Annotated in this window: 13 protein-coding genes; 5 read left to right on the top strand and 8 right to left on the bottom strand. The window is 69.3% G+C overall.

Going from position 1 to position 12,418, the window contains the following annotated elements; genetic code table 11:
• Positions 1–20: 20 nt before the first annotated feature.
• On the bottom strand, positions 21–1,289 hold the full coding sequence (locus tag Q5722_RS05505) for a sulfate adenylyltransferase subunit 1 (RefSeq protein WP_305027204.1): 1,269 nt from the start codon (positions 1,287–1,289) through the stop codon (positions 21–23).
• Positions 1,289–2,203, bottom strand: coding sequence for a sulfate adenylyltransferase subunit CysD (cysD, locus tag Q5722_RS05500; protein ID WP_305027203.1), 915 nt, complete (start codon positions 2,201–2,203; stop codon positions 1,289–1,291). Before cysD ends, Q5722_RS05505 begins: the two co-directional genes overlap by 1 nt.
• A gap of 208 nt (positions 2,204–2,411) precedes the next feature.
• Here cysD and Q5722_RS05495 point away from each other — a divergent pair, with 208 nt between their 5' ends.
• Positions 2,412–3,401 (top strand): sulfite exporter TauE/SafE family protein, encoded by a 990-nt coding sequence (locus Q5722_RS05495; protein WP_305027202.1) that lies wholly within the window; start codon positions 2,412–2,414, stop codon positions 3,399–3,401.
• A gap of 78 nt (positions 3,402–3,479) precedes the next feature.
• On the opposite strand, the gene Q5722_RS05490 is transcribed toward Q5722_RS05495, so the two are convergent.
• Genes Q5722_RS05490 through cysC form a run of 3 tightly spaced genes read right to left on the bottom strand, consistent with a single transcriptional unit; the run spans position 3,480 to position 6,504 of the window.
• On the bottom strand, positions 3,480–4,736 hold the full coding sequence (locus Q5722_RS05490; protein WP_305027201.1) for an LCP family protein: 1,257 nt from the start codon (positions 4,734–4,736) through the stop codon (positions 3,480–3,482).
• Positions 4,736–5,275 carry an arsenate reductase/protein-tyrosine-phosphatase family protein gene (locus tag Q5722_RS05485; protein ID WP_305027200.1) on the bottom strand — a complete coding sequence of 180 codons (540 nt, stop codon included), beginning with the start codon at positions 5,273–5,275 and terminating at the stop codon, positions 4,736–4,738. Before Q5722_RS05485 ends, Q5722_RS05490 begins: the two co-directional genes overlap by 1 nt.
• Positions 5,275–6,504, bottom strand: coding sequence for an adenylyl-sulfate kinase (gene cysC, locus Q5722_RS05480; protein WP_305027199.1), 1,230 nt, complete (start codon positions 6,502–6,504; stop codon positions 5,275–5,277). The genes Q5722_RS05485 and cysC overlap by 1 nt, the downstream gene beginning before the upstream one ends.
• 211 nt (positions 6,505–6,715) lie before the next feature.
• Between cysC and Q5722_RS05475 the strand changes: the two genes are divergently transcribed.
• Both Q5722_RS05475 and Q5722_RS05470 read left to right on the top strand, forming a co-directional pair.
• Positions 6,716–7,096 (top strand): helix-turn-helix domain-containing protein, encoded by a 381-nt coding sequence (locus tag Q5722_RS05475; protein WP_107698653.1) that lies wholly within the window; start codon positions 6,716–6,718, stop codon positions 7,094–7,096.
• 59 nt (positions 7,097–7,155) lie between these two features.
• Positions 7,156–7,650, top strand: coding sequence for a hypothetical protein (locus Q5722_RS05470; RefSeq protein ID WP_305027198.1), 495 nt, complete (start codon positions 7,156–7,158; stop codon positions 7,648–7,650).
• A gap of 85 nt (positions 7,651–7,735) precedes the next feature.
• Here the strand turns inward: Q5722_RS05470 and Q5722_RS05465 are convergent, their stop codons facing one another.
• From Q5722_RS05465 to Q5722_RS05455, 3 genes are read right to left on the bottom strand one after another with little or no spacing between them, the layout of a single operon-like run.
• Complete coding sequence (locus tag Q5722_RS05465) at positions 7,736–8,560, bottom strand: hypothetical protein (RefSeq protein ID WP_305027197.1); 825 nt, start codon at positions 8,558–8,560, stop codon at positions 7,736–7,738.
• The gene (locus tag Q5722_RS05460; RefSeq protein ID WP_305027196.1) at positions 8,557–9,513 is read right to left on the bottom strand and encodes a GDP-mannose 4,6-dehydratase; all 957 of its coding nucleotides are present in this window, start codon (positions 9,511–9,513) and stop codon (positions 8,557–8,559) included. Before Q5722_RS05460 ends, Q5722_RS05465 begins: the two co-directional genes overlap by 4 nt.
• A 1-nt stretch (position 9,514) precedes the next feature.
• Positions 9,515–10,501, bottom strand: a complete 987-nt coding sequence (locus tag Q5722_RS05455; protein WP_305027195.1) for a GDP-mannose 4,6-dehydratase — start codon at positions 10,499–10,501, stop codon at positions 9,515–9,517.
• Positions 10,502–10,588: 87 nt separating this feature from the next.
• Between Q5722_RS05455 and galE the strand changes: the two genes are divergently transcribed.
• Both galE and Q5722_RS05445 read left to right on the top strand, forming a co-directional pair.
• Entirely contained in the window at positions 10,589–11,593 is a 1,005-nt protein-coding gene (gene galE, locus Q5722_RS05450) for a UDP-glucose 4-epimerase GalE (protein ID WP_305027194.1), read from the top strand.
• Positions 11,593–12,378 (top strand): N-acetylmuramoyl-L-alanine amidase family protein, encoded by a 786-nt coding sequence (locus tag Q5722_RS05445; protein WP_305027193.1) that lies wholly within the window; start codon positions 11,593–11,595, stop codon positions 12,376–12,378. The genes galE and Q5722_RS05445 overlap by 1 nt, the downstream gene beginning before the upstream one ends.
• Positions 12,379–12,418: the final 40 nt, after the last annotated feature.

Below are 12,418 nucleotides of genomic sequence, written 5' to 3'. Positions count from 1 at the left end.
GCTGCCGTGACCGAGGGGGATCAGCCGTTGATCATGCCCGCGCCGACGGTGACGCCGGTGGTCTCGTCGATCAGGATGAACGAACCCGTGGTGCGGTTCTTCGAGTACGGGTCGACCAGCAGCGGAACGGTGCAGCGCAGCTGCACGCGGCCGATCTCGTTGACGCCGAGCTGCTTGGTCTCCTGGTCGCGGTGCAGGGTGTTGACGTCCAGGCGGTACTGGATGTCCTTGACCATGACCCGGCCCGTGCGCGTGGTGTGCTTGATGGCGAGCTTCGCCTTCGGCAGCAGCGGCGCGGTCGTCATCCAGCAGACCATCGCATCGATGTCCTGGGTGGCGGTCGGGGCGTTGTTGACCCGGGCGATCATGTCGCCGCGGGAGACGTCGACGTCGTCCTCGAGGCGGATGGTGACCGACATCGGCGGGAACGCCATGTCGATCTCCTTGTCGAAGAGGTCGATGCCGGCGATCTTCGAGGTCATGCCCGACGGGAGCACGACGACCTCGTCGCCCTGCTTCAGGACGCCGCCGGCGACCTGGCCGCCGTAGCCGCGGTAGTCGTGGAACTCGTCCGACTTCGGGCGGATGACGTACTGCACCGGGAAGCGGGCGTCGATCAGGTCGCGGTCGGAGGCGACGTGGACGTGCTCGAGGTGGTGCATGAGCGTCGGCCCCTGGTACCAGCCCATGTTCTCGGAGCGGTTGACGACGTTGTCGCCGGAGAGCGCCGAGATCGGGATGACCTGGAGGTCGGGGATGTTCAGCTTCGTCGCGAACTGCGTGAACTCGGCGTGGATCTTCTGGAAGACCTCCTCCGAGTAGTCGACGAGGTCCATCTTGTTGACCGCGAGCACGAGGTGCGGGACACGGAGCAGCGAGAGGATCAGCGCGTGGCGGCGCGACTGCTCGGTGAGCCCCTGCCGCGCGTCGACCAGGACGAGACCCAGGTCGGCCGTGGAGGCGCCGGTCACCATGTTGCGCGTGTACTGCACGTGGCCCGGGGTGTCCGCGATGATGAACTTGCGGTTCGGGGTGGCGAAGTAGCGGTACGCCACGTCGATCGTGATGCCCTGCTCGCGCTCGGAGCGGAGACCGTCGGTCAGCAGCGCGAGGTCGGTGTAGTCGTAGCCCTTGGCCTCCGACGTCGCCTCGACGGCCTCGAGCTGGTCCTCGAAGATCGACTTGGAGTCGAGCAGCAGGCGACCGATGAGGGTCGACTTGCCGTCGTCCACGGAGCCGGCGGTCGCGAACCGCAGGAGGTCCATGGGCTTCTTCTCAGCAGTGGCCATCAGAAGTAGCCCTCCTTCTTGCGGTCTTCCATGGCGGCCTCGGAGAAGCGGTCGTCACCGCGGGTGGCGCCACGCTCGGTCTTCCGGGCGACGGCCACCTCCTCGATGATCTCCTCGATCGTCGAGGCGGTGGACTCGACGCAGCCGGTCAGGGTGATGTCACCGCACGTGCGGAAGCGGACGGTGCGCTCCTCGGCGACCTCGCCCTCACGCATCGGGTTCAGCGGGGTCTCGGTCATGAGCATGCCGTCGCGCTCGAAGACGCGGCGCTGGTGGCTGAAGTAGATCGACGGGATCTCGATCTGCTCGCGGCCGATGTAGTCCCAGACGTCCAGCTCGGTCCAGTTGGAGATCGGGAAGATGCGCATGTGCTCGCCCTCGTGCAGGCGGCCGTTGTAGAGGCTCCACAGCTCGGGGCGCTGGTTCTTCGGGTCCCACTGGCCGAACTCGTCGCGGTGGGAGTAGACGCGCTCCTTGGCGCGCGCCTTCTCCTCGTCGCGGCGGCCACCGCCGAAGGCGGCGGTGAAGCCGTTCTCCTCGATGGCGTTGAGCAGGGTCGGGATCTGCAGGCGGTTGCGGCTGATCTTCGCGGCATCGGGGATGATGCCGTTCTTGATCGCGTCGTCGATGCTCGCGACGACGAGGTTGACGCCCAGGCGCTCGACCCAGCGGTCGCGGGTCTCGGTGACCTCGGGGAAGTCGAGACCCGTGTCGACCTGGAGGATCGAGAACGGGATCTTCGCGGGGTAGAACGCCTTCTCCGCCAGGCGGAGCATGACGATCGAGTCCTTGCCGCCGGAGAACATCAGGACCGGCTTCTCGAACTCGGCGGCGACCTCACGGAAGATGTGGATCGACTCCGCCTCCAGCTGGTCGAGCTGACTCAGCTGGTAGTCGGCGTGCGTTTCTGTCATGAGCTTGGGGTGACCTCTCGTCGCTTATGGCAACCAGCATCGTAACGGTGCGCGCGCCCAATGCCCGCGCCCGTCCGCGTCTCGCTGCGGACGGCCCCTCGTACTTGCCCATAATCCCGACTGAACCCCTAAGGTTTGTGACCATGCGCGACAAGCCGGGACCGTGGCTGTCCGCGCACCATGTCGCACGGCGAACGAGGATGCACCTGTGAGCGAGCTCATTTCCGACCAGTTCTTCTCCATCCTGGTCGCCGGCTTCCTGGTCGGCATCGTGGTCGGCCTGACCGGCATGGGCGGCGGTGCGCTCATGACGCCGGCGCTGATCTTCCTGGGCGTGGGGCACACCACGGCGATCGTCACCGCGGACCTCACCGCGGCGGCCATCTACAAGTCGGGCGGTGCGATCACCCACTGGCGGCAGGGCTCGCCGCACGTGCGCCTCGCGACGTACCTCATCGCGGGGTCCGTGCCGATGGCGTTCCTGGGGCCCTGGCTGCTCAACGGGCTGATCGACGATCCGACGCAGCTCGAGAACACGCTCAAGATGTGCATCGGCATCGCGCTGCTCTTCGCGGCCTCGACCTACGCGCTGCGCCTCTTCATCAACATGCGCAACGTCAACAGCGGTGGCGGGGACCCGGAAGCCAACCCCCACATCCGCCTGGTCCCGACCGTGCTCGTCGGCATGCTCGGTGGCCTCCTGGTCGGCGTCACGTCGGTCGGCTCCGGCTCGGTGATCATGATCGCGCTGCTCATGCTCTACCCGGGCCTTCCCGCCGTGAAGCTCGTCGGCACCGACCTCATGCAGGCGGTCCCGCTGGTGCTCGCTGCGGCCCTGTCCAACATCGCGATCCACGGCCTCGAGTGGGACCTGCTGCTCCCGCTGGTCCTCGGCTCGGTCCCCGGCACGATCCTCGGCTCCCGCTTGGCGCCCCGCGTCGCCCAGTCGATCATCCGTCGCGGCATCGTCATCGTCCTGACGATGTCGGGCACCGCACTCCTCTTCAAGGCCGGCCTGCACCCCTACGGCGAAGGCAAGGAGAACCTCGAGGCGATCACCGTCGCCGCGATCGGCCTGGCCATGCTCTTCCTGGTGCCGCTGGTGTGGGGACTGCTGCGCAAGCAGAACGGCCTTCCCGCGTTCGGTGCGCCGACCGTGGCCGAGCTCGAGCAGACGCCGCCGCGCCGAGCCGTCTGATCCCCGCGGGCGCAGCGCGCCCTCCTGCACGACAGCCCCCGACGCCGCGGCGTCGGGGGCTGTCGTGCAGGAGGGGTTCTACTTGACCGTGTTCTCGGCCGGCAGCTGCTCGACCTGGTGGTCGGCGACGTAGGAGATGAACTTGTCGCGCTGCATGGCGTTGAAGAGCTCGACCGCTTCCTTCATCTTCAGGAGGACGACCGACTGGTCGCCCACCATCGCCGCGCCCTCGAAGGGCACGGTGGCGAACGCCATGTCGCCGATGCCCATCCGCAGGCCCGCGTAGGTCAGCTTCATGACCTCGGCGTCGCTCATGCCGTCGTCCATCGCCACGTGGCTGGTCGCCGCGTCGACGAGCCTGGTCAGCTTGACCGGGTTGACGAGCACGTCCATGGCGCGCGTGCGCTGCACGACCGCGCGCAGGAAGTTCTGGTGACGCTGGACCCGGTCGAAGTCGCCGCGGGCCAGGCCGTGGCGGGTCCGGACGTAGTCCAGGGCGGTCTCGCCCTTGATGGTCTGCCAGCCCTTGTGCCAGGTGACGCAGTTGCACCGCTCGTCGATGACGTCCTCGGGCACGTAGACCTGGACGCCGCCGAGGGCGTCGGTGATGCCCCGGAAGCCGTCGAAGTCGGTGACCACGATGTGCGTGAGGTGGATCTTGAAGTTCTGCTCGATGGTGCGACCGAGGAGGTTGGGGCCGCCCCAGGAGAACGCCGCATTGATCTTGCTCTTGCCGTGGCCCTCGATGTCGACGTACGAGTCGCGCGGGATCGAGACGACCTGGGCGTGCTGCCCGTCCTCGGCGACGTGGACGACCATGATCACGTCGCTGCGGACCCCGGTGGCCTCGAAGGCCTTGCTCCCGGTCGGATCCTGGGGGTCGGCCGGCGCACCTGCCGATCCGTTGCCCAGGTCGGAGAAGCCGCTGCCGGTGAGCTTCGACAGGTCGATGTTGCCGTCGTTGTCGTTGCAGGTGCGGAGCTTGTCGCCCGTGGGCGCGGCCTCGTCGCAGTCGAGTCCGACGAGCAGGATGTTCTGGCCGCCGAGGAACGGCGGGCGGTTGTCGCCGAGGTCGGGGTTGAAGCCGGGCGCCTTGTGCAGGTGCAGCCACAGCCAGAGCAGCCACAGCAGGATGATCAGCAGCAGCAGGAGCAGCAGCCCGACGATCGCGGCCAGGGCCGGGTTGTCGTCGATCCACTTCCGGATGCGGGCGGGGACGACGCGTTCGTAGACCTTGTGGAGCCGCTTGAACCGGCGTCGCCTCTTGCGCACGCGCAGCCGGGCTGGCTGGTCGAACAGCATGCCCTCCGGCAGCAGCGGGCCGTCGTTGTCCATCAGTTCCGCTCCTCAAGTGCCGGGATCACGGTCACCAGCAGCTCGTCGATCTGCGCGGCCGCTTCTGCGGCCGCCCGGCGACCCCGCCGATACGGGTCGGCGATGTCGGCACGGAGCTGCGCGACTCCGCTCGTGGTCGCGACAGCCTGTACGAGGTCCACGCCGCTGAGCGTGGAGTCCACGCGCCGCACCCCGGCCGCGAACTGGCCCAGCGAGAAGACCTTCCGGAACGCCGCGGGGAACTCGGTCAGGATGAACTGGCGGTGCTCCGACTCGGCGGTGAGCACGAGGTCGGCGGCCTCCAGGTGGGCGGCGGTCAGCCGTCGGCTGCGGAACGCAGCGATGTCCGCCTCCGTCACCTCCGGGCTGTGCTCGAAGGCGGTCGCCATGGTCGGGTCCATCGGCTTGTCGAGGAAGCCCAGCGTGCCGGCCGAGCTCAGCTCGAGGGACGAGCCCTGGCTGAGCATCGCGCGTCCGGCCAGCTCCATGTACGGCGAACGGCAGATGTTCGCCGAGCACACGAACAGGACGCTGACCATCACACCTCCAGGAGTCCGGCGGCGGCGAGGGCCTTCTCGACATCCGCGAGGGCATCCTCGACCGTGCGGCCGGTGGTGTCGACCCGAACGTCGGCGTCCTCAGGCACTTCATAGGGAGAGGAGATGCCGGTGAACTCCGGGATCAGGCCCTGGCGGGCCTTGGCGTAGAGACCCTTGCGGTCACGGCGCTCGCACTCCTCGAGCGGCGTCGCGACGTGGACCAGGAAGAAGGTTCCACCGGCCTCCTCGACGTACCGGCGCACGTCCTGGCGGGTGGAGTCGAACGGGGCGATGGGGGAGACCACCGCGAGACCGCCGTGGCGGGCGATCTCGGCGGCCACCCAGCCGATCCGGCGGATGTTGGTCTCACGGTCCTCCTTGGAGAAGGTCAGGCCGGCCGACAGGTTGCGGCGCACGACGTCGCCGTCGAGGCTCGTGACCGTCCGCTTGCCCTGCTCGAGGAGCTTGTCGACGAGTGCCCGCGCGAGGGTGGACTTGCCGGATCCGGACAGGCCGGTGAAGAACAGGACGAGCCCGCGCTCGTCGAGCGGCGGTCGGTCGAAGTCGACGATCGCCGCCACCTTCGCGCCGAGGTCCTCGCGGACCCCCGTGCTGCTGGTGGGCGCCACGCGCAGCGGCAGCTGGGCGTCGTCGGCAGCGTAGGTGTCCAGGACCTGCAGTGCGAGGTCCTCGTCGGCTCCGGTGTCACCGTGGCTCGCCAGTGGCACGGCGATGACCTCGGCCCCGATCTCCTCGGCGGCGGCCAGCGTGGCCCGGATCAGGCCGACCGGGGAGAGCGACGGGGCGAAGCCGTGGCCGGTCAGGGCGACGAGCACCTTCGGGCCCTCGATCGCGGCGAGGTCGGCGACCTCGGTGGTGGTCAGGGCGTCGGCGACGGGGATCCACGTCGCGCCGGCGTACGCCGCCCGGGCCTCGGCGGGGCTCAGGTGCAGCCGCCGGAACGGCCCGTACGCCGGCGTGGCCAGTGCCGTGGGGACGAGGCGGCCGCCGTCGCGCGTGACGGTGGCCAGGGGCAGGCCCTCCGGGTCCACCAGCTCGAACGCTGCTGCCGAGGCGAGGTCGGCCGGGAGGCCGAGCGTCACCGGCGAGCCGGGCTCGTCGTACGCCGTGAGCGGGGCGAGGGCCCCCGAGAGGAGCAGCTCGAGGTCGTCGAGCTCCCGCGGCGTGGGGCAGTGCTGCGGCAAGGGCTGAGGAGCGGTGCTGGACACGGCCGTCATCCTCCCATGCGCCGCACCCCTGCCTCGTGCACCACGGGGAGCGGTGCTTGCCAGTTGTTTGCAACGCCGTGTTGCATGCAGTGGTTAGCACCGGTATCGAGTCGGGTTTCTCCTTATCGACAAGGGGAATCCCATAGATCCGTGCGCCAGTTCACACTGCTTGCGGTTGCTATCGCTAACAAAAGTTAGCGATACTTGCGGCATGGCAAAGGGCGTGGTCGGCAAGACGGTCGACAACCTGGGGGAGTACCTCAAGGAGCAGCGGACGGCTTCCAAGCTGTCGCTGCGCCAGCTCTCCGAGGTTGCTGGTGTGTCGAACCCGTACCTGTCGCAGATCGAACGTGGCCTGCGCAAGCCCTCCGCCGACGTGCTTCAGCAGATCGCGAAGGCTCTCCGGATCTCCGCGGAGCAGCTCTACATCCGTGCCGGCATCCTCAGCCCTGAGGACGGCCTGGGCGGATCCGTGGAGCTGGCCGTGCTGGCCGACCCGGGCCTGACCGAGCGGCAGAAGCAGTCTCTGCTCGACGTCTATGCGTCGTTCCTCGCCATCAACGCGGCGGAGAGCGACGAGGGCGAGAGCTGACCAACACCCCCCGGGTGCGGCGGCCTCGCCCCACCGGAACCAACCAAAAGGAGCCCATCATGGCCAAGTTCGACGTGAAGAAGCTTGTCGCTGACCTTCAGGAGAAGGTCGCGGACGTCCAGAAGGACGCCACCTCCACCGCCAAGGACGCCCAGGCGAAGGTCGCCGCCCAGGTCAAGGACCTGCAGGCCGCCATCGAGGCCGCTCCGGCCAAGATCGAGGCGTCGGTCAAGGAGACCCAGGCCGACATCCTCGCCAAGGTCGCCGACCTCCAGGCTGCCGCCAAGGCCCTCCCGGCCAAGGCCCAGGAGCAGGTCAACGCCCGCCTCGCCGAGCTCACCAAGTCGGTCGAGGACCTGACCGCCAAGGCGCAGAAGCTCGTCGAGAAGTACCTCCCGAAGAAGGCCGTCGAGGCCGTCGAGGCTCCGGTCGAGGAGGCTGCTGCCCCCGCGAAGAAGGCTCCGGCCAAGAAGGCTGCCGCGAAGAAGGCTCCGGCCAAGAAGGCTGCCGCGAAGAAGGCTCCGGCCAAGAAGGCTGCCGCGAAGAAGGCCTGACCTTCCTGGCACGTAACGAAGCCCCCCGCTCCTGTGAAGGTGCGGGGGGCTTCGTGCGTTGCCGCTGGGCGTCGTCGTGTGCGGATCAGTCCGGGGCGAGCGAGGGGTCCAGGGTGGGCCCGTCCGTCGGCTGCGGGGAGGCCCCGTCGGTGTCCGTCGCGCGGGGAGAGGGCGACTCGCCGGCGCTCGGGGTCGCGCCCTTGCCGACGATCCGCTCTGCCTCCACGCGGCCGACGCGCTGCCACGCATCGAGCTTCCACGTGCCTTCGCTGGAGTGCCAGACCAGGGTGAGCACCGTCTCGTACGGGATCGCGTAGTGGTTGCCCTGGCCGATGAAGCGCATGCGCGTCTTGAGCCGCATGATCACGCCCAGGCCGTCGGCGCCGATGATCTTGGCATCGCTCACGTGGACGGTCCCCAGCATCGGGTTGTCCCAGCCGCGCTGGTTCGACAGGTCGAGGTTCCACAGGGCGAGCTGGGCGACCTCGGCCTCGGCCTTCTTGTTCTTGCGGAACGTCTCCCACGGCTTGATCGTGTAGCGCCGCAGCGCCTTGTGGGCAGCCGGGAGCCATCGTGCTGCGCCCGCGGGGGTCATCTCGTCGGCGAGCCCGTCCAGCTCGTGCACGTCCTTCACGACGTGCTGCTGCATCAGGACGGGGTTGAAGAGCCAGTCGCGGACGTAGTCGAGCGACATCTGCCAGGCAGCGTCCGCGGACGACGAGGCGTAGCCGTTGAGGAGGCGGGCCGGGGCGGCGTCCACCACGATGTGCGCCTTTGGCTGCGGCTTGGGCTTCGGCTGGGCCGCCAACGTCGTCGGCACGACCTCCGGCTCGGCCGGAGGAGCTTCGGACGCGCAGCCGACGAGGGTCAGCGCGAGCACGGCGGCGGCCGCGATCCGTGGGCGGATCACGGCTCGACCAGGTCGGCGTCGACCATGCGCGCGACGATCTCGTGGAAGGAGACGGAGGGTTTCCACCCGAGAACCGTACGTGCCCGGCTGAAGTCACCGGTCAGGTCGGTCGGGTCCGTGGGACGCAGCAGCGAGGGATCCGTGTGCACCATCGGCTCCCAGTCACGCACGCCCGCGTGCTGGAACGCCGCCGCGACGAACTCGCGCACGCTGTGGCTCTTGCCGGTGGCGACGACGTAGTCGTCGGCCTGCGCGTGGCGTGCCGCGCGCACCATCGCGTCGACGTAGTCCGGAGCCCAGCCGAAGTCGCGTCGTGCGTCGAGGTTGCCGAGGACGAGGCTGTCGGCCCGCCCGCGGGCGATCGCGGCCACCGTGGAGGTGATCTTGCGGGTGACGAAGCGCGGCGAACGGCGCGGTGACTCGTGGTTGTACAGGACCATGCTCGACGCGTGCAGCCCGCGGGAGCGGTAGACGCCGGTCATCAGGTGTGCGTAGGCCTTCGCGGCGCCGTACGGGTTCACGGGTCGCAGAGGGGTGTCCTCCGACTGTGGGGACTGTGCGGGCTCGCCGAAGATCTCCGCGCTCGAGCACTGGATGAAGGCGACCTGCTTGTCGTGGGCCTGCGAGACCTGCCAGGCCGACTCGAGGAGAGCGACCGCCGCGCCCCCGTTGACCGATGCGCTGCGGTCGGGGTCCTCCCAGCTCGCCGCGACCGAGCTCAGGGCTGCGAGGTTGTAGACCTCGTCCGGCGCGAGGTCGGCCAGCAGGGCACGGGTCGCCGCGACGTCCGTGAGGTCACCCCGGTGGACGACCACGTCGGCGGGCAGGAACGCCGGGACCTCGCCGGACAGCGTGAGGGCGTGCACCTCGACGCCGTCGGCGATCAGGCGCTCGGCGAGGTAGCTGCCGTCCTGGCCGGACGCGCCGGTGACGAATGCCCGAGTCGCCGGCATGTCAGAGGCCGGCGAGCTTCTTCTGCTCCGCGAGGTCGGCGTCGACCATCATCGCGACGAGCTCGGGGAAGTTGACCTTCGGCTTCCAGCCCAGGACGTCGCGCGCCTTGGAGGAGTCGCCGATCAGCAGGTCGACCTCGGCCGGACGCATGAACGCCGGGTCCTGGCGCACGTAGCGTGCCCAGTCCTCGATGCCCACGTGGGCGAAGGCGAGGTCGAGGAGCTCGCGGATCGTGTGGGTCTCGTCGGTGGAGACCACGTAGTCGTCGCCGTTCTCCTGCTGGAGCATCAGCCACATCGCCTCGACGTAGTCGCCGGCGAAGCCCCAGTCGCGCTGCGCGTCCAGGTTGCCCATGACCAGCTCGTCCTGCAGGCCGAGCTTGATCCGCGCCACCGCCTGCGAGACCTTGCGCGTCACGAACTCCGGCCCGCGGCGCGGCGACTCGTGGTTGAACAGGATGCCGCTCGAGGCGTGCATGCCGTAGGACTCGCGGTAGTTGATCGTCATGTAGTGGCCGTAGACCTTGCTCACGCCGTACGGCGAGCGGGGCCACAGCAGCGTCTCCTCCGTCTGGGGGACCTGCTGCACCTTGCCGAACATCTCCGAGCTCGAGGCCTGGTAGAAGCGGACGGCGCGCGGGTCGTCGCCACCGTGGAGGCGGACCGCCTCGAGGAGGTTGAGCACGCCCATGCCGGTCACGTCCGAGGTGACCTTGGCGTTTTCCCAGGAGTACGCCACGAACGAGATCGCACCCAGGTTGTAGACCTCGGTCGGGCTGCTGTCGTTGAGCGCCCGCATCAGGCTCGACTGGTCGGTCAGGTCGCCGGTGAGGATCTTGACGTCCGGCAGCTCCCGCTCGACCATCGCGCGCTTGGGGTTGTTCTGCCCGCGCATGAGGCCGTAGACGTCGTATCCCTTCTCGAGCAGAAGCTCGGCGAGGTACGGACCGTCCTGACCGGTGATTCCCGTGATGAGGGCAGAAGGCATGGCGCGCAGTCTGCCAGAGGTCGACCCCGATGCGTGGCCTGCCCCACATCGCGGCACAGGTGAGTCCGAGCATCTAGGGTGGGCCGGGTGAAGGTCCTGGTCACCGGCGGCGCCGGCTACATCGGTTCGACTACTGCGAAGGCGCTCGAGGAGAGCGGGCACACGCCGGTCATCCTCGACTCGCTGCTGACCGGACCCCGCTCCTTCGTGGGCGACCGGATCTTCTACCAGGGCGACATCGCCGACCGGGCGCTGGTCCGCCGGATCGTCGAGGAGCACCCCGACATCGAGGCGACCATCCACATGGCTGCCCGCATCCTGGTGCCGGAGTCGGTGGACCTCCCGTACGAGTACTACCGGGACAACGTCGCCAAGTCGCTGGAGCTGTTCGACGAGCTCGTGGCCCTCGGCAAGCCGCGGCTGCTCTTCTCCTCCACCGCCTCCCTGTACGCGCCCAAGGACGGTTTCGAGGTCGTCGAGGGCGACCCGCTCGACCCGCAGTCGCCGTACGCCCGCACGAAGCGGATGATGGAGCAGGCGCTGGAGGACATGGCTGCGGCCTCCGACCTGCGGGCGATCATCCTGCGCTACTTCAACCCCATCGGCGCCGACCCGGACCTCGACACCGGCTACTACCTGCGCGAGGTCTCCCACGTGCTGCCGATCCTCACGGAGGCGGCGCTGGGGGTGCGCGAGACGTTCACGATCACCGGCGTCGACCACCCGACGCGCGACGGCACGGGCATCCGTGACTACATCCACGTCTGGGACCTGGCCCGTGCGCACGTCCGTGCGGTGGAGAAGTTCGACGAGGTCCTCGCCGCGGCCGCGTCGCCCTCGACGATCATCAACCTCGGCACCGGTGACGGCGTCACCGTGCGCGAGCTGGTGGCCGCCTTCGAGCGGGTCTTCGGTCGCTCCGTTCCGGTCACGGAGGCGCCGCCGCGTCCCGGTGACGCCGTCGGGGCCTTCGCGAACGCCGACAAGGCGGCCGCCCTGCTGGGCTGGAAGGCCGAGCTGTCGATCGACGACGCCATCGCCTCGGCGCTGGCCTGGGCGGAGAAGCGCTCCCAGGTCCTGGGCTACGAGTGATGCGACGGCTGGCCCGGGCAGCGGTCCGCACCACGGCCCTCGTGATGGCGGCCGGGCTCGTCGCGCTCCCGCACGCTCCTGTCGAGGGGCCTGCTGCGGCGACGACGGCACCGCTGGCCGGCCGCACGATCGTGATCGACCCCGGTCACCAGCTCGGCAACCACAACTTCCCCGACGAGACCGCCCGCCCTGTCGACGCCGGCGGGTTCCAGAAGGCCTGCAACACCACGGGCACCGCGACCAACGGCGGCTACCCCGAGGCGACGTTCGCCTGGCAGGTCAGCCTGCTCCTGAAGGCGCGCCTGGAGGACCGCGGAGCGCGGGTGATCCTGACCCGGAGCACGAACCGCGAGGATCGCTGGGGCCCCTGCATCGACGCCCGGGGACGGCGGGGCAACACGCTGGCGACGGGTGGCCGGGCCGACCTGGAGATCTCCCTGCACGGAGACGGCTGCGTGGGCTGTGGCTCGGGCTTCCACGTGATCGCGCCGCAGTCACGAACCGGCTGGACCGACGACATCGCGGCGTCCTCGCTCGCCTTCGCCAGGACGCTCCGCTCGCGCCTGCACCAGGCAGGGCTGCCGTACGCGCCGTACGTCAACGGGGGGAGCGGTCTCGACGTGCGTGGGGACCTGGGCACGCTGAACTGGTCCGACAAGCCGATCGCGATGGTGGAGCTCGGCAACATGAGGGCGCGTGCGGACGCCTACCGCATGACGCACCGCAGCGGTCGTCGGCTCTACGCCGACGCGCTCACGGCCGCGATCGTCGCCCGCCTCACCTGAGCGCCGAGACGGGCCCCGTGCCGCGCCGAGACCGGCCTCG

This window comes from Nocardioides jiangxiensis, from assembly GCF_030580915.1.
GTDB lineage: Bacteria > Actinomycetota > Actinomycetes > Propionibacteriales > Nocardioidaceae > Nocardioides > Nocardioides jiangxiensis.
The sequence above is the reverse complement of the archived record's forward strand: the minus strand, read 5'-3'. Positions and strand labels throughout refer to the sequence as shown.

Bases quoted from the DNA above. Each gene is read 5' to 3' on its own strand.
- Q5722_RS05470 (WP_305027198.1), top strand. From the start codon at position 7,156: ATGGCCAAGTTCGACGTGAAGAAGCTTGTCGCTGACCTTCAGGAGAAG.
- cysD (WP_305027203.1), bottom strand. From the start codon at position 2,203: ATGACAGAAACGCACGCCGACTACCAGCTGAGTCAGCTCGACCAGCTG.
- Q5722_RS05455 (WP_305027195.1), bottom strand. From the start codon at position 10,501: ATGCCTTCTGCCCTCATCACGGGAATCACCGGTCAGGACGGTCCGTAC.
- Q5722_RS05460 (WP_305027196.1), bottom strand. From the start codon at position 9,513: ATGCCGGCGACTCGGGCATTCGTCACCGGCGCGTCCGGCCAGGACGGC.
- Q5722_RS05475 (WP_107698653.1), top strand. From the start codon at position 6,716: ATGGCAAAGGGCGTGGTCGGCAAGACGGTCGACAACCTGGGGGAGTAC.
- Q5722_RS05505 (WP_305027204.1), bottom strand. From the start codon at position 1,289: ATGGCCACTGCTGAGAAGAAGCCCATGGACCTCCTGCGGTTCGCGACC.
- Q5722_RS05485 (WP_305027200.1), bottom strand. From the start codon at position 5,275: ATGGTCAGCGTCCTGTTCGTGTGCTCGGCGAACATCTGCCGTTCGCCG.
- Q5722_RS05490 (WP_305027201.1), bottom strand. From the start codon at position 4,736: ATGGACAACGACGGCCCGCTGCTGCCGGAGGGCATGCTGTTCGACCAG.
- Q5722_RS05445 (WP_305027193.1), top strand. From the start codon at position 11,593: ATGCGACGGCTGGCCCGGGCAGCGGTCCGCACCACGGCCCTCGTGATG.